This is a genomic window from Marinococcus luteus (assembly GCF_034497705.1).
Taxonomy (GTDB): Bacteria; Bacillota; Bacilli; order Bacillales; family Marinococcaceae; genus Marinococcus; species Marinococcus luteus_A.
The window spans coordinates 1-23,569 of sequence record NZ_JAXRUV010000003.1 but is presented as its reverse complement, the minus strand read 5'-3'; the positions used below and the strand labels follow the sequence as shown (position 1 = coordinate 23,569).

The 23,569-nt window shown below is 47.9% G+C and carries 23 protein-coding genes and 16 tRNA genes; 9 read left to right on the top strand and 30 right to left on the bottom strand.

Features of this window, described 5'->3' with window-relative positions:
- Positions 1-43: 43 nt before the first annotated feature.
- The 3 genes from Q9M42_RS06350 to Q9M42_RS06340 form a co-directional block, all read right to left on the bottom strand.
- Positions 44-409 (bottom strand): YlbF family regulator, encoded by a 366-nt coding sequence (locus Q9M42_RS06350; protein ID WP_322525672.1) that lies wholly within the window; start codon positions 407-409, stop codon positions 44-46.
- 93 nt (positions 410-502) lie between these two features.
- Positions 503-1,642, bottom strand: a complete 1,140-nt coding sequence (locus tag Q9M42_RS06345; RefSeq protein ID WP_322525671.1) for a DUF445 domain-containing protein — start codon at positions 1,640-1,642, stop codon at positions 503-505.
- A gap of 38 nt (positions 1,643-1,680) precedes the next feature.
- Entirely contained in the window at positions 1,681-3,480 is a 1,800-nt protein-coding gene (locus Q9M42_RS06340) for an AMP-binding protein (protein WP_322525670.1), read from the bottom strand.
- A 104-nt stretch (positions 3,481-3,584) separates the two neighbouring features.
- Here Q9M42_RS06340 and Q9M42_RS06335 point away from each other — a divergent pair, with 104 nt between their 5' ends.
- From Q9M42_RS06335 to Q9M42_RS06310, 6 genes are all read left to right on the top strand, one after another.
- Complete coding sequence (locus tag Q9M42_RS06335) at positions 3,585-4,208, top strand: NAD(P)-dependent oxidoreductase (protein WP_322525669.1); 624 nt, start codon at positions 3,585-3,587, stop codon at positions 4,206-4,208.
- 81 nt (positions 4,209-4,289) lie between these two features.
- Positions 4,290-4,859: a LemA family protein gene (locus tag Q9M42_RS06330; protein WP_322525668.1), complete on the top strand. Its 570-nt coding sequence runs from the start codon at positions 4,290-4,292 to the stop codon at positions 4,857-4,859.
- A 340-nt stretch (positions 4,860-5,199) separates the two neighbouring features.
- Positions 5,200-6,432, top strand: coding sequence for an aminopeptidase (locus Q9M42_RS06325; protein WP_322525667.1), 1,233 nt, complete (start codon positions 5,200-5,202; stop codon positions 6,430-6,432).
- A gap of 31 nt (positions 6,433-6,463) precedes the next feature.
- Positions 6,464-7,282 carry a pyridoxine/pyridoxal/pyridoxamine kinase gene (gene pdxK / locus Q9M42_RS06320; RefSeq protein WP_322525666.1) on the top strand — a complete coding sequence of 273 codons (819 nt, stop codon included), beginning with the start codon at positions 6,464-6,466 and terminating at the stop codon, positions 7,280-7,282.
- A 43-nt stretch (positions 7,283-7,325) separates the two neighbouring features.
- A complete protein-coding gene (locus tag Q9M42_RS06315; RefSeq protein WP_322525665.1) occupies positions 7,326-7,553 on the top strand; it encodes a hypothetical protein in 228 nt (75 codons plus the stop codon).
- Between the two features lie 21 nt (positions 7,554-7,574).
- On the top strand, positions 7,575-7,847 hold the full coding sequence (locus Q9M42_RS06310) for an acylphosphatase (protein WP_322525664.1): 273 nt from the start codon (positions 7,575-7,577) through the stop codon (positions 7,845-7,847).
- Between the two features lie 48 nt (positions 7,848-7,895).
- Here the strand turns inward: Q9M42_RS06310 and Q9M42_RS06305 are convergent, their stop codons facing one another.
- The 5 genes from Q9M42_RS06305 to Q9M42_RS06285 all read right to left on the bottom strand — a co-directional run bounded on the left by Q9M42_RS06305 (position 7,896) and on the right by Q9M42_RS06285 (position 14,611).
- Entirely contained in the window at positions 7,896-8,720 is an 825-nt protein-coding gene (locus Q9M42_RS06305; RefSeq protein WP_322525663.1) for an arylamine N-acetyltransferase, read from the bottom strand.
- A 72-nt stretch (positions 8,721-8,792) separates the two neighbouring features.
- Positions 8,793-10,532 (bottom strand): phospho-sugar mutase, encoded by a 1,740-nt coding sequence (locus Q9M42_RS06300; RefSeq protein ID WP_322525662.1) that lies wholly within the window; start codon positions 10,530-10,532, stop codon positions 8,793-8,795.
- Between the two features lie 168 nt (positions 10,533-10,700).
- On the bottom strand, positions 10,701-12,389 hold the full coding sequence (locus tag Q9M42_RS06295) for a glycerol-3-phosphate dehydrogenase/oxidase (protein WP_322525661.1): 1,689 nt from the start codon (positions 12,387-12,389) through the stop codon (positions 10,701-10,703).
- A 153-nt stretch (positions 12,390-12,542) separates the two neighbouring features.
- Positions 12,543-14,039: a glycerol kinase GlpK gene (gene glpK, locus Q9M42_RS06290; RefSeq protein ID WP_322525660.1), complete on the bottom strand. Its 1,497-nt coding sequence runs from the start codon at positions 14,037-14,039 to the stop codon at positions 12,543-12,545.
- A 26-nt stretch (positions 14,040-14,065) separates the two neighbouring features.
- Positions 14,066-14,611: a glycerol-3-phosphate responsive antiterminator gene (locus Q9M42_RS06285; RefSeq protein ID WP_322525659.1), complete on the bottom strand. Its 546-nt coding sequence runs from the start codon at positions 14,609-14,611 to the stop codon at positions 14,066-14,068.
- 118 nt (positions 14,612-14,729) lie between these two features.
- Here Q9M42_RS06285 and msrA point away from each other — a divergent pair, with 118 nt between their 5' ends.
- Complete coding sequence (msrA, locus tag Q9M42_RS06280) at positions 14,730-15,287, top strand: peptide-methionine (S)-S-oxide reductase MsrA (protein ID WP_322525658.1); 558 nt, start codon at positions 14,730-14,732, stop codon at positions 15,285-15,287.
- A 57-nt stretch (positions 15,288-15,344) separates the two neighbouring features.
- On the opposite strand, the gene lepB is transcribed toward msrA, so the two are convergent.
- Complete coding sequence (gene lepB, locus Q9M42_RS06275; RefSeq protein ID WP_322525657.1) at positions 15,345-15,899, bottom strand: signal peptidase I; 555 nt, start codon at positions 15,897-15,899, stop codon at positions 15,345-15,347.
- A gap of 185 nt (positions 15,900-16,084) precedes the next feature.
- On the opposite strand from lepB, the gene Q9M42_RS06270 reads away from it, so the two are divergent.
- Entirely contained in the window at positions 16,085-17,956 is a 1,872-nt protein-coding gene (locus Q9M42_RS06270; RefSeq protein ID WP_322525656.1) for a transglycosylase domain-containing protein, read from the top strand.
- A gap of 13 nt (positions 17,957-17,969) precedes the next feature.
- Here Q9M42_RS06270 and Q9M42_RS06265 read toward each other — a convergent pair whose 3' ends face one another.
- The 5 genes from Q9M42_RS06265 to queG are packed head-to-tail and all read right to left on the bottom strand — an operon-like array spanning position 17,970 to position 21,061.
- Entirely contained in the window at positions 17,970-18,527 is a 558-nt protein-coding gene (locus Q9M42_RS06265) for a DUF5366 family protein (RefSeq protein ID WP_322525655.1), read from the bottom strand.
- Between the two features lie 15 nt (positions 18,528-18,542).
- Positions 18,543-18,848, bottom strand: a complete 306-nt coding sequence (locus Q9M42_RS06260; RefSeq protein ID WP_322525654.1) for an antibiotic biosynthesis monooxygenase family protein — start codon at positions 18,846-18,848, stop codon at positions 18,543-18,545.
- A gap of 16 nt (positions 18,849-18,864) precedes the next feature.
- Positions 18,865-19,338 (bottom strand): tRNA (uridine(34)/cytosine(34)/5-carboxymethylaminomethyluridine(34)-2'-O)-methyltransferase TrmL, encoded by a 474-nt coding sequence (trmL, locus tag Q9M42_RS06255; protein WP_322525653.1) that lies wholly within the window; start codon positions 19,336-19,338, stop codon positions 18,865-18,867.
- Positions 19,339-19,358: 20 nt separating this feature from the next.
- Positions 19,359-19,886, bottom strand: a complete 528-nt coding sequence (locus Q9M42_RS06250) for a methylated-DNA--[protein]-cysteine S-methyltransferase (RefSeq protein WP_322525652.1) — start codon at positions 19,884-19,886, stop codon at positions 19,359-19,361.
- A 29-nt stretch (positions 19,887-19,915) separates the two neighbouring features.
- Complete coding sequence (gene queG, locus Q9M42_RS06245; protein WP_322525651.1) at positions 19,916-21,061, bottom strand: tRNA epoxyqueuosine(34) reductase QueG; 1,146 nt, start codon at positions 21,059-21,061, stop codon at positions 19,916-19,918.
- An 85-nt stretch (positions 21,062-21,146) separates the two neighbouring features.
- On the opposite strand from queG, the gene Q9M42_RS06240 reads away from it, so the two are divergent.
- Positions 21,147-21,848: a hypothetical protein gene (locus Q9M42_RS06240; RefSeq protein WP_322525650.1), complete on the top strand. Its 702-nt coding sequence runs from the start codon at positions 21,147-21,149 to the stop codon at positions 21,846-21,848.
- A gap of 122 nt (positions 21,849-21,970) precedes the next feature.
- On the opposite strand, the gene Q9M42_RS06235 is transcribed toward Q9M42_RS06240, so the two are convergent.
- The 16 genes from Q9M42_RS06235 to Q9M42_RS06160 all read right to left on the bottom strand — a co-directional run bounded on the left by Q9M42_RS06235 (position 21,971) and on the right by Q9M42_RS06160 (position 23,485).
- Positions 21,971-22,056 (bottom strand) — tRNA-Leu (locus tag Q9M42_RS06235).
- Positions 22,057-22,070: 14 nt separating this feature from the next.
- Positions 22,071-22,160, bottom strand: a tRNA-Leu gene (locus Q9M42_RS06230).
- Positions 22,161-22,183: 23 nt separating this feature from the next.
- A tRNA-Cys gene (locus Q9M42_RS06225) sits at positions 22,184-22,258 on the bottom strand.
- Between the two features lie 34 nt (positions 22,259-22,292).
- Positions 22,293-22,367 (bottom strand) — tRNA-Gly (locus Q9M42_RS06220).
- 3 nt (positions 22,368-22,370) lie between these two features.
- Positions 22,371-22,445 (bottom strand) — tRNA-Gln (locus Q9M42_RS06215).
- 10 nt (positions 22,446-22,455) lie between these two features.
- Positions 22,456-22,531, bottom strand: a tRNA-His gene (locus tag Q9M42_RS06210).
- Between the two features lie 24 nt (positions 22,532-22,555).
- A tRNA-Trp gene (locus Q9M42_RS06205) sits at positions 22,556-22,629 on the bottom strand.
- Between the two features lie 7 nt (positions 22,630-22,636).
- Positions 22,637-22,721: transfer RNA gene (locus Q9M42_RS06200), tRNA-Tyr, on the bottom strand.
- 3 nt (positions 22,722-22,724) lie between these two features.
- Positions 22,725-22,800: transfer RNA gene (locus Q9M42_RS06195), tRNA-Thr, on the bottom strand.
- A gap of 10 nt (positions 22,801-22,810) precedes the next feature.
- Positions 22,811-22,886: transfer RNA gene (locus Q9M42_RS06190), tRNA-Phe, on the bottom strand.
- Between the two features lie 90 nt (positions 22,887-22,976).
- Positions 22,977-23,052, bottom strand: a tRNA-Asp gene (locus tag Q9M42_RS06185).
- 3 nt (positions 23,053-23,055) lie between these two features.
- A tRNA-Met gene (locus tag Q9M42_RS06180) sits at positions 23,056-23,132 on the bottom strand.
- A 12-nt stretch (positions 23,133-23,144) separates the two neighbouring features.
- A tRNA-Val gene (locus Q9M42_RS06175) sits at positions 23,145-23,220 on the bottom strand.
- Between the two features lie 5 nt (positions 23,221-23,225).
- Positions 23,226-23,300, bottom strand: a tRNA-Glu gene (locus Q9M42_RS06170).
- Between the two features lie 17 nt (positions 23,301-23,317).
- Positions 23,318-23,408, bottom strand: a tRNA-Ser gene (locus tag Q9M42_RS06165).
- Between the two features lie 2 nt (positions 23,409-23,410).
- Positions 23,411-23,485 (bottom strand) — tRNA-Asn (locus Q9M42_RS06160).
- Positions 23,486-23,569 lie beyond the last annotated feature (84 nt).

Here is a 23,569-nt window from a genome sequence, read left to right as displayed (position 1 = left end):
GGCAAATAAAAAACTTTCCCCATGGCGGGGAAAGTTTTTGTTATTACTGCTGGCCGTTATTCTCTTCCGGTACACCGTAGAGTTCTTCAAGCGGCTCCGTAATAATTTTATTCAAGTCAGAAATGACTGTGCTGAGCTGCTGCTCCTGCTGCATCAGCTTCGAAATAACTTCGTGCTGCTGCACCATTTCAAACTGTTTTTGAGCCTGAGTAATTTCTTCTTCCGAAGGCTGCTCTCCCTGCATTTGTTTTTGCTGCAGTTCAAGCTGTACATTGCGGAAGTTATCGAGCATACGCTTTGCGACTTCGTCCTGCTCTACTTCGTTATGAAGCTCTTTAAGTTGCTGGAATTCTTCGCTGTCACGAAGCGCACCTGATAATTCGTAAGCCTTGTCATGAATATTGGACATATATAAGTCCTCCTTTAAGATTGTCTGTATGAGCATAACATGAACCGCCAGCAGAATTCATCCATTCCGGAAGAATCAATGGCATTTTTTTATTCACACTATCCACAGCACAACTATTCCCTGTACACAGCCTACAAAACCGCCAATCAGTGCCCCCAGATATGTGATCAGCTTAAACTCCCTTCCGGAAATTGTAAGCAGCATAGCTTCCATCCGGTCTGTCGAAAACGTATCCACCTGCTCTTTAACTACATCATGAAGATGAAGCTGTTCAAACAAATTCGGAAGTCTCTTCGCAATGGAGCCCTGGCCTTTTTTTACTGCTTTTGGAATCCACTCCTCCAGCAATTTCGTCTCATATGCGGGAGCCCATTCCTTTAAAGGCTGCTCGAGCCTCTCCATCACGGGTACATGTTTATCAACTGTTTCCACAATGTAATCCACCGCTGCCCGGGAATCCACATAGGCAAAAGCCGCCGCTGCCGGTTTTTCAAACAGCGCTTTTCGCTCCTGCTGCAGCAGTCCGGAAATCATTTTTTCTGTTCCAGGGTCTTCAAAAAAACGGAGTACCTCTGGTTGAATACGGTCAACGAGCCGGTCATTACCGATCATTGTACCAAAAAAGTTCATCATCGAGCCTTTACCTTCTAAAAAACGTTCGAGCAAAAGCGCCAGCTGCTGCTTGCCTGCACTTGACCGAAAATAATCACCGGCCTTCACCATTATTAGCTGTGTAAGCTCTTTAGTCATCACTTCCGATTGACGGACCGCTCCTGGGGGCAGCAGTTCTTTAATTGGAGTATCAGCATGACGGTGCTTAGCCTCTTCCCATTTTATGTCGAGCGTTTCTCTTAACGTTTCGCGGAGAAAGCCGCGAACATCGCTCAGCCCTGTCCATTTCTCCACATAATCGGATAAGCTTTTCTCAGAATAAAGATACTCTTTCATCTCCAATGTGACCCAGTCATTTAGCTGGCGGGAAAACATGTCGCTGCGGATTTTTGTCTGCAGGCCTTCCGGGGTCAACAGATGGTCTGTAACGACCCGTCCGAGCTGCCCGGCGAGCTCATTACGTCTTTTTGGGATCAGCCCCGGGGTGAACGGCACCCGTACAGAGCCTATGTACACTGGCTTATACGGCCTGAACAGCATCCGGATCGCAAGTGAATTCGTTACTCCCCCGATGGCTGCCCCAATAGCGATCATAATGATAATTGTAATAACTGCGTTCATGGTGATTGCTCCTTTGGCAGTCGTCTATTAGTTAAACGTTATTTCTCTTCGATAAAAATAAATTCCTCGCGTTCTATGATGAATTTCCCGCGTTTGAATGCACTTCTCCATATCCGTTTATTCACATTATCCGGAGGTATTGAAACTATTTGTATGCTTTTCAAGGGAAACTTTTGCGCTTCGAGCCACCTTTCCGAAAGATCCTGCTTCCAGCCTATAGTACCGCTCCAGCCTTCAGCAGGCGCTATGACCGCCTCCGCACTTCCCCCGCTCCAGCGCAAAAGCGCCGTTTCCACTGAGTCCATGCCCTCAAGCCATTTTTCAAGCGGCAGCAAAGAAACATTCTGCTGTTCCACCTTATTAATGTCTGAATACTCCCCTGCATACGTATACCACTCTCCGTCAGCTATTAAAAATCCGTCGTCGGCCCATACGTCTTTCCACAAGGACCACGGAGAGCTGTCGTACTGCACCTGCCCATCAACCATCACCTCCAGGCTGTTCGGCCATGGTTTTTTTACCACTACTCTGCCGGGAGTATGACGCACCGCATATCCTTCGCTGTCCCAGGTATCCATCACCATCCCTGGAAGACGGCTGTTGTATTTTTCAGGATGCACCCTGCGGTCAGGCAAATCTGCAATAATCATTCCAGAGGCATGCGCGCCCCCGAAGGCTTTTAAAAGCGGAATTCTCCCCCGGGTTAATACATCCATTACCCATTGCAGGTCACGCCGCATCCAATCTGCTTCCCACGTCAGTACGTATCGCAGCGAATGGAGATGGTATTCCTTCCACTTACTTTGCGTCTGGGAGGAAGCCGTCTGGGCTGACAGCGAATCCACGCCGATATGTGTAATTCCATATGCTTCAATCGTACTGCCGGCATCAGTGCTCTTATCGTCCCAGGAAAACAGGCCGTATTGGCCGTTATTTGCAAGCGTTCCAACCATAGCAAACAGCTGCTCAAATCCCCACTCCCGGGCGAGCCACCAGACTCGGTCGCCGGGACGGATGTCCCATACTAAACCAATTTCGGTTCCTGACTTTATAAACAAACTGGTATGACTGAGGACGTACCCCTGTACAGGCTCTCCCGGACTCTCACCAAAGAGGATAAGTGCAGCATCAGCTCCATCTGTTTTTTCAGGCTTCTCCTTTTTCTTTCCAGCCGGCATAGTTTCCCATTGCTTATGTCTTGAGGACACCTCCCCGCTCAATTGAATAATTTGCGAAGATTCCATACTGAACCTTTCTTCAGCTTCAGCCGTAGAACTCCCTGCACCAACAATGAGCCATTCCGGCTGGAACTGCGCATGAGCCTCATCAGCTATTGCCGTTGTCCAGCAGGGATTATACGGAGCAGCAGCAGCACCGATATACAGCAATGCCATGTAAACCACCGCCGACTGTTTATCAACCCGGGCCAGTACAGCTGCCCGTCCACCCTTTTGCACACCGGCTTTTCTCAGCCTTCCTGCAGCTTCCTGCACTTCCTCGGCCAGCCTCTCATATGTCCACTCTCCGCTTTCGTCAATGAAAGCAGTCTGCTCCATTACTTCTTTTGATTTATTTGTCAGCTGCTCTGCAGCATTCATTTTACCTTTGTAAAACCAGCCAGCTTTCCGTCTTCCTTGCGAAAGCTCAACCACTTCCTTATACCGTTTGAACCACCGGGTTTCAAGTCGTTTAGATGCCTGCTGCCAAAACCAGGAAACATCAATGGCGGCATGTGTTTTCAGTTCTTCCGTATCACTCAGTCCAAGTGCTTTAGTCCAGTGATAAAGCGCGTTAGTTCTCCATTGAACAATAGGGGGTTCCCACGTAGTCCACTGCATCTCTCATAGCCTCCCGACGTTTTTCCTTTTATAGAATGGGAATAGGGGTGTATATCTATTTTTACATAGCTTTTAGATATGTGAAACAAAAAGGAGTGCTTCAAATGAAAATAGCTTTATTTGGCGGAACCGGCCGCACCGGTTCCCAATTTGCATCTATGGCTGACGCTGCCGGACACGAATTAAAAATACTTGTCCGCTCACCGGAAAAAGCAGGCAGCCTCCCTGCTTCTGCGGAGCAGATACAAGGCGATGCCCTGGATCAGGCGAAAATTAGAAAAACAATGCAGGGCGCGGATGTAGTCGTTAGTGCCCTGGGCACGGATAAACAGAACGTATTGAGCAGTTTCACGCCTCTTTTATTGAAAGAAATGAACGACTTAAGCATTACCCGTTTAATTACCGTAGGAACTGCCGGAATTCTTCAGTCGCGGACAGAACCGCACCTTTACCGGTTCGAGTCGTCAGAATCCAAACGCCGGAGCACTATGGCCGCAGAGGATCATAAGGCCTCCTATGAATACATTAAGGAGACGTCCTATTGCTGGACCGTTGTCTGTCCGACTTTTCTGCCGGATGGAGAAAATACTGCTTCCTGGCGCTATGAAAAAGACTATCTGCCGGAAAACGGCACCCGGATCTCGACAGGAAACACTGCTGATTTTTTAATACACGTATTGGAAAATCACTCTCAATTCTGTAAAAAAAGGATAGGTGTTTGTGAGTAAGGCTGTGTAATTGACGGTACAAACATGCTATACTAATTACCATTATCTAAGTAAAAACCCCGAAAGAAGGAGGGCGGCGATATGAGTATATTCGGTATCATTCTCGGTATTGTTATTGTTACTGCTATTATAAGCTGGATTATCGGCTACAATGCCTTAATAAAATATTTAAACTGGGTGGAAGAATCCTGGACCCAGGTGGAATTTCAACTGCACCGACGGATGAACTTAATTCCTGACTTTGTGGAATCTGCCCAAAAAGCATGGCGTCACAAGCAGGATGAACTGGAAACGCTAGTACAATACAGAAGCGAAGCGTTATCCCCGGAATCGAGCAGACAAGAGCAGCTGTACATTAACTCCCGCATTGAAGACACTCTTCACGAGGTGTTTGACGCTTCCATGCCTGATGATAGGCAGCTGCAGTCCGAGCTGAAGTCGATGCGTGAGCAGTTTGACGATGCGCAAAATAAGATCATTCATTCTTCAAGCGTTTACAATAATACGATTGATAAATACAATACAAAAATATCATCGTTTCCGGTCAGGTTTGTAGCAGAGCTGCATCATTTTAAAACCCGCAATCCTCTTCCAGGACAGAGTTCTGCTCCCGGGAGCAGTGCTGAAACAAAGGCGGAAACGTCTGTATAATTTAAATATGCATATAATTATATTTTTTGAGTTGAGTTTGTTTCTTTTCCGCTTATCCCTGAAAACAGGCGGAGACAAGCTCTCATCGGCATTAGGCTATTATTCATTCTGTGCTACTCTGAACAGGCAGGTTCTCCTTAGATGAATGCATCTTTACCTGTACGATACCTTTTGTACCCTGCCCGGATATTCCGGCAGGGCTTTTTTATATCTTCAGTCTGTTTAAAAAAAGCAGTACACGGCAAAAGAATGATGAATCCTCACGTGTTATAATGATGAAAGACATTTGAGACCACTGTCTTCGTCTAACCAGTACTGTATCAGAAAGGAAGCTTCAGACATGAAAACGTTCGAACAAAAACTTCACAACTACGCAAAACTTGCCGTGGAAAAAGGGGTTAATATCCAGCCGGGGCAGACTTTAGTTATCGCAGCTCCGATTGATGCTGCTCCTTTTGTCAGAAGACTGGCCGAGGCAGCATACGATGCCGGTGCAAAACATGTTTACCCTGAATGGGCAGACGATGAATTAACGAAAATTAAATACGAGAAAGCGCCCGAAGAAGCCTTTCATGAATTCCCTTCCTGGCGTGCTGAAAGCAGGGAACAGCTGGCCCGTGAAGGAGCAGCTTTTATCACGGTCAAATCCACCGATCCCGATCTTCTGAAGGGCGTTGACCCTGATAAAATTGCCAATGCGAACAACGCAGCCGGTGCTGCCATGGAAGGGTTCCGGGATTATATTCAGGCTGACCGCGTCAGCTGGCTTGTGATTTCTACCCCTTCTGCAGGATGGGCAAAAAAAGTTTTCCCGGACGAACCAGAAGACCGGGCTATCGATCTGCTTTGGGAACGAATTTTCAGCGCTGTGCGGGCGGACACAGAAGACCCGGTACAGGCGTGGGACGACCACAACCGTATTCTGCGGGCTAAGGTTGATTGGCTTAATGCTAAAAAATATAAATCACTTCATTATACTGCTCCAGGCACAGACCTTGAAATCGGCCTCCCGGAAGGACACGTTTGGGCCGGCGGCGGCAGTACCAATACTTCGGGCGTTTCGTTCATTCCGAATATGCCGACAGAAGAAGTATTTACTGCTCCGCATAAGGATTTCGTTAACGGCCACGTAACCAATACTAAACCATTGAACTACGGCGGCAGCGTTATTGACCGATTTACGCTGCATTTCAAGAACGGTGCTGTCACGGATATGGAAGCCGGCGAAGGAGAAGAAACTCTCCGTCACCTGATCAATTCAGATGAAGGTGCCGCCCGTCTTGGGGAGGTAGCCCTCGTTCCTCACAGCTCCCCTATCTCACAGTCCGGCATTTTATTTTTCAATACGTTGTTTGATGAGAATGCCTCCAACCATATTGCGCTCGGCAGTGCATATGCTTTTAATGTGGAAAATGGCCCGGAGATGAACAAAGAGGAAAAGGAACAGGCTGGTTTAAACACAAGTATCATCCATGTTGATTTTATGATTGGAAATGAAAACATGAATATAGACGGCATTCTCCCCGACGGTACGAAAGAGCCTGTATTCCGGAACGGCGAATGGGCAGAATAGCTTTTCTATCATTTTTTGAAAGGAGATTATTATGAGTCTACCTAAAACGCTGACGATAGCCGGCTCCGATACAAGTGGAGGTGCCGGCATCCAGGCAGATTTAAAAACATTTCAGGAGCTCGGCACTTACGGAATGGTCTCCCTGACTACCATTGTGGCCCAGGACCCTGATAATGACTGGTTTCACCGCGTCTATCCTATCGACACGGCCACGCTCGAGGCACAACTTGATACAGTGTTAAAAGGGATCGGGGTTCAAGCCGCAAAAACAGGGATGCTCGGCTCAAAAGAAGTCATCGAGCTGGTAGCAAAAAAATTAGATGAGCACCGGATAGAACAGCTGGTGGTGGACCCGGTGATGGTATGTAAAGGCGCCGATGAGCCAGTTAATCCGGAGATGGATGCTTATTTGCGGGATACGCTTGTGCCAAAGGCATTTATTGTGACTCCTAATTTATTTGAAGCCTCCCAGCTCGCCCAGGTATCACTGCCGCAATCACTTGAAGACATGAAAGCAGCTGCCGAAAAAATTTATCAGCTCGGCCCGTCCTTTGTTATTATTAAAGGCGGAGGAGAAACCGGAGCAGAGAAGTCAATCGACGTGCTTTATGACGGTAACAGCTTTGAATATATCGAATCCGAAAAGATTAATACGGATTATACTCACGGGGCCGGCTGTACGTTTTCTGCTGCTATTACTGCGGAGCTTGCAAACGGAAAGAGCGTACGGGAAGCAATTCATACAGCAAAACAGTTCATTCAAGCTTCTATTCAGGATTCCTTCCGCCTGAACGAACATGTTGGTTCTGTAAACCACACTGCCTACCGCCACCGCGCTCCCCAGGCTTAAATATGTTTTCGGCTACCAGACCGAAAATAAGCAGGTGACCATATTGGAACTATTTCAATGCACGAAAAGTGTTTATAAGCACGTCGAAATGGATGTCATCGAAATCTATCCGCCGCAGCTGCTTTTTCGTCACGGCTATATATACCCGGGCTTTTTTGATGAAAGCGGAGTCTGGATGGCTACCGACGAAGAAGACGTGATGCATGTAATCAGTGAGCATCCTTCGCCAGAACAGGACCACTGGTTTCAGCAGCATTTTAAAAAAGTATGAACCACGGAAAGGAGCATGCACATGAAACGCTATCATGTAGAAGTACACGGGAACGTCCAGGGCGTCGGCTTCCGGCAGTTCACCCAGTCAGAAGCAGTTAAACACAACATTCACGGCTGGGTTCGCAATAAAGCAAACGGAGTTGTTGAAATTGAAGCTGAAGGAACGCCCCAGGATATGGATCGCTTTCTTGTCGCAGTACAGGAAGGCAGCCCTTTTTCCACCGTGGAGCGCCTCGAAACGTCCGACATTGATTCTGTCGACCATAACGAGTCCTTTGACGTCCGCTTCTAATTAAATAAAAAATGCTCCAGCTGGAACGACCAGCTGGAGCATTTTTTATTAGAACGCCCAGGACATACGTTTTTCGAGCTGTGAAGCTGCCTGAAGAACCGGGAGATAATGCAGACGAAAATCCTCCTGGACCACTCGTTGAAGAGCCGGAAAATCATGTATATACTTTGTCACAGTAGCGCCATTTGCTTTTCGGGCAATAAGTTTATTGTTTTTCAAAGACAGCAGCAGATATTTTTCCGGGACCCAAAGCTGCAGACGCAGCTGGTTCATATACGGCGCGCCCGGGCCGTAAGATCTGCCGACCTTTTCTCGCAGATCTCCCTCCCCTGCTTCTATGTCAGGGTCAAACATCCACGACTCATCCGCCTGTTTGCCGTCTTTCATACGTATATAACGGTACAGCCGTGCCTCTTTCTGATAATGAAATATCAGCTGCTCGCCGTCAAATTTTTTTGAGCGTTCCATTCCTCTGCGAAGAGGGATCGGTTCAAATAACGGAGCGGTCGTGCCTACGTCTACAAAATAAGGGGGAGACCCTGGCTGGTTTGTTTCCACCCGTACTGACACGTGGTCTTCATTCAAATAAATGAGCCGGGTGGAGAACCCCAGTGCCTCCAGCAACTGTTGAAAGTGGCTATTCAACGTATAGCATGTTCCCCCCATCTGGTATACCTGGCGCCGGTACAAAAATGAATCAACTGACATCGGTACCCTGTTTTCTGCGTTCTCCCCTGCTTCAATTAATTTACCTACGTTTTCAAATGGAAACTGCTGCAGATGGGAGCGAATCAACTTTGTCAAAAACCGAACATCCGGCTGTTCTATTTTCAGCTTCAAAATGTGTAAATAGTCTTCTACCCATGACTGCATGCAAAGTGACCTCCTTTTGATTCGTCAGAAGGTAAAAACAGGCGGCACCTTCTTTTTGCTCTACAGCCTTTTTTAATCTCCGAGACGTTCATGCACCATTGCCATAACGTCCATTTTCAGCTGAAGAAGCTTTTCCTCTGTCTGTTTGAACGTCTCTCCCTTAACACCGAAATAAAATTTCACTTTCGGCTCTGTGCCTGAAGGACGAAGACAGAACCAGGATTCATCATCTGTAAAAAACTTCAGCACATTCGAAGACGGAAGCTGAATAGGTTCTGTTTTCCCATTTTCAAGCAAATACGTACGTTCTCCCGTTTTGTAATCCTCCACCTTCTGAATAGAAGCATCACTTACCCGTTCAGGCGGCTCCTTGCGGAACGTTTCGATCAGATGATCGATTTGCACAGCGCCTTCTTTTCCTTTTTTCGTTAAAGAATCCAGCCCTTCCATGAAATATCCATAACGACTGTAAATATCCATCAGCCCTTCATACACAGTGCGCCCCTGCTTTTTGTGCCACAGGGCCATCTCCGAGATTAAAAGCGCCGCCTGCACCGCATCTTTATCGCGTACAAAGTCTCCGATCAAATATCCGTAGGATTCCTCATAACCAAACTGAAAGGCGTATTCCCCTGTTTCATTATAGGTTTTGATTTTTTCACCAATGAATTTAAACCCGGTGAGCGTATCCTTGCATGCCTGACCGTAATGTTCTGCTATAGCTCTTCCCAGTTCAGAGGTAACGATCGTTTTCATCACTATGCCGTTTGACGGAAGGGACCCTGACTTTTTCTTTTGCATGAGAAGATAATCAAGAAGAAGCGCCCCGGTCTGGTTTCCAGTGAGCACCGCAAACTCACCGCTGCTGTCTTTTGCCGCCAGACCAATCCTGTCCGCATCAGGATCGGTGGCAATCAGTATATCTGCGTTACTGTTTTCACCTACTTGGATAGCTTTTGCAAAAGCCTCTTTTTCTTCAGGGTTCGGGCTCTGCACGGTGGAGAATTCCGGATCAGGCGTTAACTGCTCCTCCACTGTCGATACGTTGTGAAAACCAGCTGCAGCGAGTGCCCGCAACACCGGGTCCTTCGCTGTGCCGTGCAGCGGGGTGAACACTACGTTCAAATCGCTTCCGCCTTCTTTGATCATCTCCGGCTGCAGCAGAATGGACTGCAGCGCTTTGTCGTAAGCTGCATCAGTTTCTTCGCCCAGCATTAAGAGCAGGCCTTCCTCCTGCATGTTCCCACTGTCCTTCACCCGGATTTCCAGCTCATTTTCCACCGATTCCACGTAGGTGACCAATTCGTCTGCAGGCCCCGGCGGGAACTGGCCCCCATCTTCACCGTAGACCTTAAACCCATTATATTCCGGTGGGTTATGACTTGCTGTGATTACTACACCGGCAAATGCATAGGTTCTACGCACCGCAAATGAAAGCTCCGGGGTCGGGCGCAGATCTTCAAACAAGTATACCTGGATACCATGTGCCCCGAGCGTCTGTGCTGTTTCAAGGGCAAATTTTTCCGAATAGTGGCGCGGGTCAAACGCAATAGCCACTCCTCTGGATTTTGCTTCAGCACCGGCATTTTCAATATAACGCGCAAGACCTTCTGCTGCACGGCGGATCGTATATGTATTCATCCTATTCGTTCCAGGCCCGATTTCTCCGCGCATACCCCCGGTCCCAAATGTAAGATATTGATAAAAGTAATCCTCTGCATTTGTTTCGTCCAGTTCGTGAAGCTTTTCTTTCCATGCTTCTTCTATAAAAGCATGGTTTTTCCATCGATTCCAATGGTCCGTCCAACTCATATGTATAATCACTCCTGAAGCGTTTATTGTATTTCTCAGTAAATATGTCTGTTACCAGTATATAAGAAAGCACGCATTTCTACCATGGTTTTCCGGCATTCGTTCTTTTCTCCTTTCCAAAACAAAACGCCCGCTCCGGTTAAAGAGCAGGCGTTTTATGCAATTTCATTAATTTGCTTGTTTTTCCCTGGCTTTCTGATCCTCCACGTCTTCATAAGGCTTCGTCGCATAGGCAATTTCGGACTCAAGCTCTTCAGTGTAGGCTTTCGTTTCTTCCTCGGACCAGTTCAACGATTTTTTCATAAATGCCGTTACCGGTTCTTTCCAGCGCTTCAGCTCCGGCATGTCAAAGAACAGGAAGGCCGTTCTTCTGTTCAGGAAGTCAAGCGGCGTAACTGCCATTTCGTACTCGAGCGCGTACAACAGCCGTGCAGCGAGCTTTAACGGCATACCGCTGTTTTTCGCTTCTTCAAGGTTCTCTTCGAGCAGTTCAAGCATTTTCAGGCCGTTCGCCCCGTAGAAGCGGAACAGGTCTTCTGTTTCATCTCTGGTCATACCAAGCGCTTCGCCGCGGTACGCTTCTTTAACGGCAAAGGTTTCATAGCCGGAAGACCCGCCCACTTCACCGCCGGAAAGCCGGATATCCTGGGTTGGACACGGTGCGTGGATACCCATCTTATCAACTACTACGTCGACAATCCGCTCTGCCATTTTGCGGTAGCCGGTCAGTTTACCGCCTGCAATGGAAATCAGTCCGGACTCAGAAATGAAAATTTCATCTTTACGGGAAATTTCAGAGGCTGATTTTCCTTCCTCCTGAATGAGCGGACGAATGCCGGACCAGCTCGATTCCACATCCTCTGCCTTCAGCTTCAGGGTTGGGAATTCATAATTTGTAACTTCTAAAATATAGTCGCGGTCTTCCCGGGACACGCGAGGCTCTTCCAGGTTTGCACCGTAATCCGTATCTGTCGTGCCTACGTACGCTTTATTCCCCCTTGGGATGGCAAAGATCATCCGTCCGTCTGGAGCGTCAAAATACGTAGCCTGGCGGAGCGGGAAGCGGCTGAGGTCAAACACAAGATGGATGCCTTTTGTATGATGCAGAAGTTTGCCTTTGTTGGAGCCGTCTACTTTTCTGAGCGTATCCACCCATGGGCCGGCAGCGTTCACAACATGATCCGCATAAATGCGGTGGGTTTCATTATTGATTAAGTCTTTCACTTCGACACCGACAAGCTTGCCATTGTCATATAAAAGATCAGTTGCTTTGGCATAGTTAACAGCGTCTGCGCCGAGCTCCACTGCTTTTTTCATTGCTTCGAGGGTCAGTCTTGCATCGTCCGTACGGTATTCAACATAGACGCCCCCGCCGAGAAGGTTTTCTTCACGGAGCAGTGGTTCTTTTTCCAGAGTTCTTTTTTTGTTGAGCATGTAGCGGCGCTCGTGCTTGTTTACCTGAGCCAGACGATCGTACACCTGCAGGCCGAAAGAGGTAGATGTTTTCCCAAGGTTTCCGCCTTTCACGATCGGGAGAAGCATCCACTCCGGCTCGGTTACGTGAGGCGCATTTTCATACACAATGGCCCTTTCTCTTCCTACCTCGGCTACAAGTTTAATTTCAAACTGTTCAAGGTAACGCAGTCCTCCGTGTACAAGCTTAGTGGAACGGCTGGATGTACCTGCTGCAAAGTCCTGCATTTCAATGCAGGCCGTGTTAAGGCCACGGGCTGTGGCGTCCAGTGTAATGCCCGCTCCGGTAATGCCGCCTCCGATAACTAGCACGTCGAGGTGGGTCTCTGTCATATTTTTCAAACGTGATTTACGTGATAGTGCTGAAAAATGCTGATCTGCCATTCATTTCATCCCCTTTTACAATATCAGAGAGTAAAAAAGACCGCAGATCTCCTCTTCTAGGGTGAAGGGTATCTGCGGTCTCTCTGCATCTCCGACCATTTATTAACTTAACCTAATTGTAATCGCTCTTTCATTCAAATGCAACCGATATGTTTACTTAAACGCACGTGCTGCATCAACCGCTTTTTTCCATCCTGCGTAGTGTTCTTCCCGCTTTTCGTCTTCCATATGCACATCAAACGATTTTTCGAGCTCCCATTTATCCATAAGCTCTTCTTTGTTTTTCCAAAAGCCTGTAGCAAGGCCTGCAAGATAAGCCGCCCCAAGTGCCGTCGTTTCCAGTACGTACGGGCGCTCCACCCGGACTTCAGCCATATCGCACTGAAACTGCATGAGGAAGTTATTCGGTACAACGCCGCCGTCGACACGTAATGTTTTCACTTTCATGCCTGCGTCCTCCCTCATAACATCAAGCACGTCTTTCGTCTGATATGCGAGCGCCTCAAGGGTCGCCCGGATAAAATGTTCTTTTTCGGTGCCGCGGGTAAGGCCAAATACTGCGCCCCGGACCTCACTGTCCCAATAAGGGGCCCCAAGGCCGGTAAAGGCTGGCACAACGTACACACCCTCACTGTCGTTCACACGCAGGGCATAGGTTTCAGAAGCAGAGGAGGAGTCAATCAGGCGCATGCCGTCCTTCAGCCACTGCACAGCTGAGCCTGCTACAAATATACTTCCTTCGAGGGCATATTTCACTTTTCCGTCGAGCCCCCATGCGATGGTGGTAAGCAGTCCATTGTCAGAATGAATCGGAGTCTCTCCTGTCTGCATCAGCATAAAGCAGCCGGTCCCGTAAGTATTTTTTACCATGCCCTCATCAAAGCATGTCTGCCCAAACAACGCTGCATGCTGATCTCCCGCAGCCGAAGCGATTGGTATTTCTTCGCCGAAAAAGTGGTAATCCACGGTATAGCCGTATATTTCCGACGACGACTTCACTTCAGGAAGCATCGCTTCTGGAATATCAAGCATTTTCAGAAGCTCCTCATCCCAGGTTAAATCATAAATGTTAAACATCATCGTACGTGACGCATTGGAATAATCCGTTACATGAGCTTTTCCGCCGGTTAACCTCCAGATCAGCCACGTATCGATCGTACCAAACAACAAATCTCCCTGTTCTGCTTTTTCCTTTGTTCCCTGAATATTATCGAGAATCCATTTTACTTTCGTTCCCGAAAAGTAAGGATCAAGAAGCAGACCCGTTTTGCTTCTTACCATTTTTTCATATCCCTGCTGCTTTAACTCCTCACAGATAGAAGCGGTCTGCCGCGACTGCCATACTAACGCGTGATACACCGGTTTTCCCGTATGCTTATCCCACACTACTGTAGTTTCACGTTGATTAGTAATACCGAGACCGCTGATCTGCTTTGGAGAAACTTCATTGTTTTCAAGCACTCCGGCAATGCAGCCGAGCACCCCGGACCAGATTTCATTAGCATTGTGCTCCACCCACCCGGCACGGGGGAAGTACTGCTCCAATTCACGCTGTTCGCTGCCTGCAATCCGGCCTTCCTGGTCAAACAATATAGCTCTTGAACTGGTTGTTCCCTGGTCGATTGCGAGAATGTATTTCTTTTCAGTCATCGTTGTTTCCTCCACTTGTCTATTCTCTATATTGGCCATAATGATTTTTCCGTCGTCGATATGGCCGATGCTCCTGCGTTCCAGGCGGCGGAAACTTCTTGCTGCGAACGAATCAGACCGCCTGCAATAACAGGTACATTTTTACTTTCGGCTACTTCCTTAATCATGGACGGTACAATACCCGGCAGAAGCTCTACCATGTCCGGTTTAATGTCTTCAAGCAGCTTAAAGCTTGTTTCAAGTGCCAGTGAATCCAATAAAAACAAACGCTGCACCGTAATAAGATTATTTTTTTTAGCAGTTGTAAGAATCTGCCTTCGGGTACTGATTAACCCGTCCGGGCGGATATTCTGGCATAAAAACTGGGCCGCGGAATCATCATGAGCAAGTCCCTGGACCAGATCTGCATGCAGCAGCACTTTTTTATCTGCCCGCTTGCTTAACTGAATCAGGCTTTTAAGCTTCGCCAGATGCACATTCAAAATGACGACGTACTGCCCGGAGGTTTTGAGTGCTTTTTCAAACTCCCTTTCATTGCGGGCTGCTGGCAGAATTTTTTGGCCGGTAAGCATATCTTCCCTCCTTTATCTGTCTTTCGTGTTCAGGCTTTTTGAATTACGACTGCTTTTTGCTGTGCTATACTTTACACAAATACAAAAAATACTATACAGGTGATGGACGGTGTTCGCAATGACCCAGCAAAACGAGACAAAAAATAAAGAACTGGCAACCTTTGCCGGCGGTTGCTTTTGGTGTATGGTGCAGCCTTTTGACGAGCTTCCCGGCATTATATCCATTACGTCCGGCTATACCGGCGGCAGCGTCGCACATCCTTCGTACGACGAGGTGAAAGCCGGCACAACAGGGCACAGGGAAGCAGTTCAGATTGAGTTTGACCCTGCACTGTTTTCCTATCAGCAGCTCCTCGATCTATACTGGCCTCAAATTGATCCGACAGACCCCCATGGTCAGTTTCACGACCGAGGGCCTCAATACCAAACGGCCATTTTCTATCATACCGAAGAACAGCGCCGGCTGGCGGAAGCATCGAGGCAGCAGGTAGAAAAAAGCGGCCGGTTCCGTGACCCTGTAGTTACGGAGATCCGGCCGGCGGAGCCTTTTTATCCGGCTGAAGAATCCCACCAGAACTTTTATAAGAAAGAACGGGAAGCCTATAAAAAGGACCGCGCCCTCTCCGGCCGGGACAAATTTATTGAAGCGCACTGGGACAGTTCTCCCGGAAATTAATAAAAATTATAAGCCATCAAAAAGAGCTTCCGCAGGTGCTGCCTGCGGAAGCTCTTTTTATGGACTGAAGGTGAAATCATCGAGCGGCCAGTACCTGATACTCGCTTCTCCGACAATTTGATCCTCATCTACAAAACCGACTGCGCCAGCTCTACTGTCTTCACTACGAGGGCGGTTGTCGCCCATTACAAAATAGCTGTCTTCCGGCACGGTGGTTTCGCCGGTCACTTCTTCAAGCGTAAAATCCTGGGTGAACTCCCCGCTCGTTTCGTTTTGAAATTCTTCTAAGTACGACTCTTCCCGAACTTCTCCGTTAATGTATAACGTATCGCCCCTGTACTCCACCGTATCCCCTGGAAGGCCGATCACTCTTTTGATATAGTCACTGTTTTCATTCGCATGAAAAACAATGATATCCGAGCGTTCGGGCTCCGAAAAGGCGTATCCGATCTTGTTAATAATCATCCGCTGCCCATCTTCCACTGTCGGAAGCATGGAAGGGCCGCTGACCACATAGTTGGCAAACAAGAAGCCGCGCACAATGACGACGATTAAAACGACGACGACGATTACTTTAATCCAATCCCATAATTCTTTTGACCAATTCGTCATTACCGACTTCCTCCGTTTCTATCTGCCTTTTTACTTTAGCACGGTTTCTGCAGGCGGGCAAACCGAAAATCCGCGCAGACTAGAGGCATTATATCATATTTATCTATATACTTTCTTTTCCTTTTTAAACCTTACAGCTCTCTTTGTCGATATAATAAATATCCTTAAGCGAAGGAATTACACACATGAGAAAACTTTTAGGGCTTCTATGGATACTGTTGTTTATCATCGGCGGGACCATCTTTTCCTGGCTCTTTGCAAAGGAAATGAACAGTACTCAGGCTCTCTCTTCTTTCCTCGAAGAACAGATTGATGTATCCGGCGTGCCAATTGCTCAAAACAGCTACGTGATCGACCGGAAGGGCGCTCAAATTGCTGAATTTCAGTCCGGGGAAAACCGGAGATACGTATCCCTTAGCCATTTTTCTGAACGTGCAAGAGCCGCTTTTATTGCCACGGAAGACCAAAAGTACTATGAGCATCAGGGCGTTGATCCTTTAGGCGTTGTCCGGGCTCTTATAAGCAATGCCGGCAGCGGAGGTATTGAAGAAGGCGCAAGTACGATTACCCAGCAGGCAACAAGAAATATTTATTTTAACCACCAGCAGACGTATGAACGAAAGGTTGCCGAAGTGCTGTTTGCCTATCAGCTTGAACAAACCTATACAAAAAATGAAATTCTGGAAATGTATATGAATACTATTTATTTTGGCGAAGGGATTTACGGATTTGAAACGGCGAGTCTATCTTATTTTGGCAAACCAAGCAGTGACCTCTCGCTTGCACAAACAGCTTTTTTGGCTGCCATTCCAGCTAATCCGTCCTACTACCACCCCATGGCTCATCCGGACCATACCCGGGAGCGGCAGCAGTGGATTCTGGATAAAATGGAAGAGACCGGTGCTGTAACTGCTGAGGAAAATTCACGGGCCATTCAGGACACTGTCTCTGTAGAGCTACAAAAAACCAAAGCCAACCCTTACCCTGATTACACCGATTATGTAAAACATGAATTCAGGCAGCTAGTTGCTCAAAACGAAGGCTGGACTGAACGGATCAGTCAGGCATCAGAAAGCGAAAAAGAAGCTCTTTCCGCAGAGCTTAACACACGAACAGAACAACTTCTTCAGTCCGGTATTACTATCCATACCGCCATGGATTCTGAGCTCCAGACCATGCTCACAGAAAAATCCCGCTCTTACTGGCAGCAGCGGGGCATTGAAGGTGCGGCTGTTATTGCTGATCACCAGGCCAATGCAATTACAGCAATAAGCAGCGGGGCAGATTATCGGGAATATGAATTTAACCGGGCCTTTCAGGCTTACCGGCAGCCAGGCTCGGTGTGGAAGCCGCTGCTCGTCTACGGACCATACCTTGAAGAAAAAGAGCACTCTATTAGCGACCTGGTTTCCACAAAGAAGTACTGTGTAGATTCCTATTGTCCCGCAAATGAAAGCGGGACGGCAAAGGATAGGGTAACGATTGAGCATGCCCTTGCCTTTTCCTACAATACCTCCGCCCTTCGTCTCATGCATCAAACCGGACTGGAATCTTCCTTTCACTATCTTGAAAAATTTGAGTGGAAAAAATTAACCCCGGAAGACAGGCAATATGCTGCCGCCCTCGGTGGTATTGAACAAGGGGTCTCCCCGGTAGAGTTAACGAGTGCTTATACCGTATTTTCCAGCGGTGGCACGTATGATCCGCCACGCGCTATCACTTCTGTTACGGATGCAGATGGAGAGATTTTATTTGAGTGGGAAACGCAGGAAACAATTGTATGGTCCCCGGAAACAAATGACCAGATGCGTGAAGCCCTTCGCACCACTGCCGTTTCAGGGACGGCTTCAACCCTGAAAGATTTTGAAGACGTCAGCGGGAAAACCGGTACATCAAACAACACTAAAGACAGCTGGTTTGCCGGCTATGACAGCAGATATACCATGGGAGTCTGGCAAGGATACGACGACCCCCGGCCTTTAAACCCTGAGGACAGTGCCCTCTCTTTTTGGAAAACGATGTACCCCTTGCTTTACGAAAAAAGCGGACAGCCTTAGCCGTCCGCTTTTTTTATACTGGCAAGCTATGTAGAAAACTATTGTACAGCCGCAAACCGGCGTACCCTGTACCAAAAATGAAAAGCCCCCAGAAAGATAGATGAAGAAGCAAAAAACCAGCCACTCCGGCAAAACGAAGGGAAGGAGCCAGTCGGATAATCAAATAGACAAAGGACGCAAGCGTCGCTCCTATGAAAAGCCCTCCGAGTACATAGAGATGAGAAGTAAGGAACAGCGACACGCCCCCTGCTATTAAATAAATCCAGGCGCAGCTCTGAAGATAGGAGCGGGTATCCCCTTTTTCTTCACTCAGAAAAAATAACAGTGACAGCCCCATCATCGTGTCTGAAATTAATTTTAATGCAGCAATAATCATAAAAAATGCAAGTATCAGCATAAAAAGCATGGTCAATTTAATTCCACTTTCTGAGAAAAATTCGAGCATTCCCTGATAAATGCCGGCTGATTCTAAAAAGGCGGCAATATACTGCTGCGACCAAATGCCAAAGGATAAGCAAAAAAATAAAATAGCAAGAATCGGAAAGTGGCTGGTTAAATATGCATTTTTCACCACGAGCCTCCAGGTTTAACTGGCATGGACTACGCGAAACTGGCGGATCTGGTTACCGGTAGCAGCACTCTCTCTTTTCTCCTGTCCTCCTGCACGATGAGAGGACTTAAAAGAGTCACTTTCGAGCCAGTTTTCAAAATCTTCTTTGGTTTCCCATTTGGTGAAAACGAGCTGTTTCCCGTCTTCGGTCGCTTCATCTAAAAACAAAAATTCCAGACATCCCGGTACCTGGTTCATTTTTTCAGCGCTAGCACCAAAACGTTCCTGGATTTGTTCCTTCGCTTCTGCTGGTACCTCGAGTTCATTTATAACAACGTACATCTTGATCCCTCTTTCGTTATTGTAATTGTGGAAATGCCTGCTGGCGGAGTGCTTCATAAACTAAAATAGCGGCCGTGTTGGACAAATTCAAGGAACGGACTTTATCATTCTGGGGTATCCGGATGCACTTTTTCTGATACTCTTTTGTTACATATTCCGGCAGACCAGTGGTTTCACGCCCAAACACAAAAAAATAATCTTTAGCAGGGTCTGAATAGTCATGCACGGCATACGACGATGAGCCTACTGTTTCTACAAAGAAGAACTCCGCTTCCGGATACGTGTTCATCCATTCTTCCAGTGAATCATAATAGTGAATCTGTACATTCGGCCAGTAATCACAGCCGGCCCGCTTCAGCATCCGGTCTTCTGTGGAAAAGCCAAGCGGCCGTATCAGGTGCAGGTGCGTGTCTGTTCCTGCACATGTCCTTGCAATATTTCCGGTGTTCGCCGGTATTTCTGGTTGAAATAATACTACATGTAACGCCAAGTCGCTCTCTCCTTCTTTTCCTACCGCGAAACTGCCTGCGCTTTTTCTAATGCGAGCAGGGCTTCTTTCACGTGCACGCCGCTGCCAAAGCCTACCATTTTCCCATCTTTTCCAATGACCCGGTGGCACGGAACGATGATGGAAACTGGATTTTTGTTGTTAGCCATTCCGACCGCCCGAAAAGCTTTCGGGGAATCGGCCTCTGCAGCAATTTCTGCATATGATTTTGTCGTTCCATACGGAATGTTCTGAAGTGCCTGCCATACTTTCTTTTGAAAAGCCGTCCCCCTCATATCGATCGGTACGGTAAACGTCGTTCGTTCATCCGCCGCATACTCTTTAAGCTCCCGGAAAACTTCATTATGAACAGGGTGCAAATCTGCCCGCAGTCCGCATGAAGCACCGATATGCTTTTTCAGCCAAAGCTTTATCCGGTCTTCATTTTCTTCCACAGAACCGAAGTGCAGCATACAGACACGAGCTTCATATAATACTACGGTCACTTCACCAATACCATCGATTGCTTGTGATGCAGCCCAAGCCTCCATGAAGACCCTCCTTATTACGTTTTCTTCTATTATACTCGTTGCGGGGAGGTTTTATCCAATGCTTTTGTGATTTCTTCAAGCACTTCTGCTTCTTTTTCACTGCTGCTAGCGCTGTGTAAGGCCTCCAGCCCTTCCTCTGTAGGCATTTCTCCCAGAGCCCAGGCGCAGGCACCACGAATAACCGGCCGCGGATCGTTTTGGAGCAGTTCGATAATCGTTGGTATCGAGGATTTTTCTTTCATATGGCCGAGGGCGATCAGCGCATTACGCTGAATTGGTTTCTTTCCTCTCCAGGAGCCCGCAATATACCCGAACTTTTCTTTGAACTCTCTGTTAGAAATGGTTAATAGTGGCTCAAGCAGCGGCTTAACCACTTCCGGCTCAGGTTCAAACTCTGGATGATTATGAAAATCCACACCTTTATTTTCCGGGCACACCTGCTGACAGGTGTCACAGCCGTATAATCTATTGCCTAGTTTATGGCGGTAGCGCTCCGGCAGTGCTTCCTTCGTTTGCGTCAGATAAGCGATACACTTTTTCGCGTCCAGCTGCCCACCCTGGATCAAAGCATCCGTGGGGCATAGATCCACACAGCGGTTGCACGTGCCGCATTGATCCATCAGCGGTTTATCCTCAGGCAGGTAAAGTGTTGTAATCATTTCGCCTAAATAAACATACGAGCCGAACTCAGGAGTGATAATGGCGCAGTTTTTCCCACTCCATCCAATCCCGGCGCGCTCTGCAACCGCCCGGTCCGATAGTTCACCGGTATCAACCATAGATTTGCATTCGACCCCGGGCACCGTTTCTTGTATAAAGGCCTCCAGCTGGTTTAATTTATCCCGCAGAACGTCATGGTAATCCTTACCCCAGGAGGCCCTGCAAAATTGGCCCCTGCGTGCTCCCGGACGGTTTTTTGGAGCCTCCGGAAGCTTTGTCGGATATGCGAGGGCAATAGAGATAATCGTTGTTGCTTCAGTCAGGAGCAGCTCAGGGTGCGTTCTTTTTTCAATGTCATCTTCTTCAAAGCCCGACTGGTAGTTCAGCTGCTGCTGTTCTTTCAGCCTCGCTTTCAAAGTCACAAAAGGAGAAGCTGAGGCAAAGCCTACTTTATCAATACCGATAGACTCTGCAAACACCTGAATCTCCTCTTTTAATTCCTCTGCCGTTCGCATGGACGGCCCTCCTTTATAAATCGTTTCGCCGGAGTCTGTAAAAGTGATATGATACACTATGAGCTAGACACAAAGGGGGATGTATATGATCAAAGACATTTCTATTTCTTCTTCTATTTTTAAAATTATTCCTTCTTTTCAATGCGGCGTCAACATTTACCGTGACATCGTTATTGATGACTCCCCGGGGATGCTTCGGGGGCGGGTGGACTTTTTTCATAAACAAATCCAGATGGACCTGCTTGACCAGTCTATCTATGACTATACAGGTGTTCGGCAGTGGCAACAAATATTAGAACAGGCAGGACTTATCGACCGGTCTCTCCCACCTCTTCACGAGCAGCTGTACAAAAACCTACAGGAAGATAATATCACTCCCTCCGAGCATTCCGGTGAAGACCTCATTCATTTTTTTAACCTTCAGTATGAAACCCCGATTATATTAATCGATGCAGATACTGTCTTCGATTATTTGAAAATCGGCTTCGGTGTTGAACAGGACGAGCTTAAGATCAGTGAAAACCATGTCCATCCGATGTACGGACAGATTATAGCCAAGGACCGCAAGAAAACATTGGGCTCATTAAGCGGGCCAAGTCTTTACAGCCGGACCAGTCGTTCAACTACAACAGCAATACAATTAACCTTTATGCGGCCGCAGCTTTCCAAAGAGTCTGCTGCTGAACTCACCCAGGCGGTCGGGGAAATGTTTACCCAAATACACGGTGGCACTTCAGAAAGCCGACTGCTGCGGGCAGCTTCTCCTGTTTGGGAATTCTCCTCATGATTATAAAAAAAGTCTCTCCTTTTTTGAAAAGGAAAGACTTTTTGTTTATGGTCAGCTTCTGTATTTAAAATTACACATAAAAATAACGCTTCCCTCTAGAAACGTTTTCCTGACTCGTTAAATGGTAGCGAAGGTGGGACTCGAACCCACACGTCCAGAGGACACTTGATTTTGAGTCAAGCGCGTCTACCGGTTCCGCCACTTCGCCGTTTAATTGAAAAATGGTACCGAGGGCCGGACTCGAACCGGCACGGTTGATGACCAACCGCAGGATTTTAAGTCCTGTGTGTCTACCAATTCCACCACCCCGGCAGGCGTTTGCTTCTCTTTAATAATGGAGGCGGTACCCGGATTCGAACCGGGGGATAAGGGTTTTGCAGACCCGTGCCTTACCACTTGGCTATACCGCCATTCCAGAGAATGGCTCAATGCTTATGTTAATAATGGAGCGGAAGACGGGATTCGAACCCGCGACCCCCACCTTGGCAAGGTGGTGTTCTACCACTGAACTACTTCCGCAATTGGCTGGGCTAGCTGGATTCGAACCAGCGCATCACGGGACCAAAACCCGATGCCTTACCGCTTGGCTATAGCCCATTATCCAATATGGGGCGATTGGTGGGAATTGAACCCACGCGTGCCGGAACCACAATCCGGTGCGTTAACCACTTCGCCACAACCGCCATATGAACATAACACATTAAAAATGGCAGGGGTAGTAGGAATCGAACCCACATTGGCGGTTTTGGAGACCGCTGTTTTGCCATTAAACTATACCCCTGTATAAGTGGTGGAGGGGGACGGATTCGAACCGCCGAACCCGAAGGAGCGGATTTACAGTCCGCCGCGTTTGGCCAACTTCGCTACCCCTCCACGTGGTGCCGGCCAGAGGACTTGAACCCCCAACCTACTGATTACAAGTCAGTTGCTCTACCAATTGAGCTAGACCGGCGTTTTTTAAATGGTGGCTCGAGACGGAATCGAACCGCCGACACGAGGATTTTCAGTCCACTGCTCTACCGACTGAGCTATCGAGCCCTATTGAATAATTGATTTCGAGTGAATGTTTACGACTCGAATGAAATTATACCTTATTCATTTTGTTTGTCAATATGAATAAAAGTAAAGTGGCGGGCCTGACGGGATTTGAACCCGCGATCTCCTGCGTGACAGGCAGGCATGTTAACCGCTACACCACAGGCCCTATTGGTTGCGGGGGACGGATTTGAACCGACGACCTCCGGGTTATGAGCCCGACGAGCTACCAGACTGCTCTACCCCGCGATATATAATAAATGGTGGAGGATGACAGGATCGAACTGCCGACCCCCTGCTTGTAAGGCAGGTGCTCTCCCAGCTGAGCTAATCCTCCAGAAATGGTGACCCGTACGGGATTCGAACCCGTGTTACCGCCGTGAAAGGGCGGTGTCTTAACCACTTGACCAACGGGCCTTTGAAATGAATATGTATGGCGGAGAGCGAGGGATTCGAACCCTCGAGACGGGAATGCCGCCTACACGATTTCCAATCGTGCTCCTTCGGCCACTCGGACAGCTCTCCAGTGGCTCCGCAGGCAGGATTCGAACCTGCGACCAATCGGTTAACAGCCGATTGCTCTACCACTGAGCTACTGCGGAATATAATAAAAAAGCCCGGCAGCGATCTACTTTCACGGGGGGAGAACCCCCGGCTATCATCAACGCTGAAGAGCTTAACTTCCG

Excerpts from the sequence above, each read along its gene's own strand:
- Q9M42_RS06350 (WP_322525672.1), bottom strand. The coding sequence starts at position 409 with ATGTCCAATATTCATGACAAGGCTTACGAATTATCAGGTGCGCTTCGT.
- Q9M42_RS06345 (WP_322525671.1), bottom strand. The coding sequence starts at position 1,642 with ATGAACGCAGTTATTACAATTATCATTATGATCGCTATTGGGGCAGCC.
- Q9M42_RS06340 (WP_322525670.1), bottom strand. The coding sequence starts at position 3,480 with ATGCAGTGGACTACGTGGGAACCCCCTATTGTTCAATGGAGAACTAAC.
- Q9M42_RS06335 (WP_322525669.1), top strand. The coding sequence starts at position 3,585 with ATGAAAATAGCTTTATTTGGCGGAACCGGCCGCACCGGTTCCCAATTT.
- Q9M42_RS06330 (WP_322525668.1), top strand. The coding sequence starts at position 4,290 with ATGAGTATATTCGGTATCATTCTCGGTATTGTTATTGTTACTGCTATT.
- Q9M42_RS06325 (WP_322525667.1), top strand. The coding sequence starts at position 5,200 with ATGAAAACGTTCGAACAAAAACTTCACAACTACGCAAAACTTGCCGTG.
- pdxK (WP_322525666.1), top strand. The coding sequence starts at position 6,464 with ATGAGTCTACCTAAAACGCTGACGATAGCCGGCTCCGATACAAGTGGA.
- Q9M42_RS06310 (WP_322525664.1), top strand. The coding sequence starts at position 7,575 with ATGAAACGCTATCATGTAGAAGTACACGGGAACGTCCAGGGCGTCGGC.
- Q9M42_RS06305 (WP_322525663.1), bottom strand. The coding sequence starts at position 8,720 with ATGCAGTCATGGGTAGAAGACTATTTACACATTTTGAAGCTGAAAATA.
- Q9M42_RS06300 (WP_322525662.1), bottom strand. The coding sequence starts at position 10,532 with ATGAGTTGGACGGACCATTGGAATCGATGGAAAAACCATGCTTTTATA.
- Q9M42_RS06295 (WP_322525661.1), bottom strand. The coding sequence starts at position 12,389 with ATGGCAGATCAGCATTTTTCAGCACTATCACGTAAATCACGTTTGAAA.
- glpK (WP_322525660.1), bottom strand. The coding sequence starts at position 14,039 with ATGACTGAAAAGAAATACATTCTCGCAATCGACCAGGGAACAACCAGT.
- Q9M42_RS06285 (WP_322525659.1), bottom strand. The coding sequence starts at position 14,611 with ATGCTTACCGGCCAAAAAATTCTGCCAGCAGCCCGCAATGAAAGGGAG.
- msrA (WP_322525658.1), top strand. The coding sequence starts at position 14,730 with ATGACCCAGCAAAACGAGACAAAAAATAAAGAACTGGCAACCTTTGCC.
- lepB (WP_322525657.1), bottom strand. The coding sequence starts at position 15,899 with ATGACGAATTGGTCAAAAGAATTATGGGATTGGATTAAAGTAATCGTC.
- Q9M42_RS06270 (WP_322525656.1), top strand. The coding sequence starts at position 16,085 with ATGAGAAAACTTTTAGGGCTTCTATGGATACTGTTGTTTATCATCGGC.
- Q9M42_RS06260 (WP_322525654.1), bottom strand. The coding sequence starts at position 18,848 with ATGTACGTTGTTATAAATGAACTCGAGGTACCAGCAGAAGCGAAGGAA.
- Q9M42_RS06250 (WP_322525652.1), bottom strand. The coding sequence starts at position 19,886 with ATGGAGGCTTGGGCTGCATCACAAGCAATCGATGGTATTGGTGAAGTG.
- queG (WP_322525651.1), bottom strand. The coding sequence starts at position 21,061 with ATGCGAACGGCAGAGGAATTAAAAGAGGAGATTCAGGTGTTTGCAGAG.
- Q9M42_RS06240 (WP_322525650.1), top strand. The coding sequence starts at position 21,147 with ATGATCAAAGACATTTCTATTTCTTCTTCTATTTTTAAAATTATTCCT.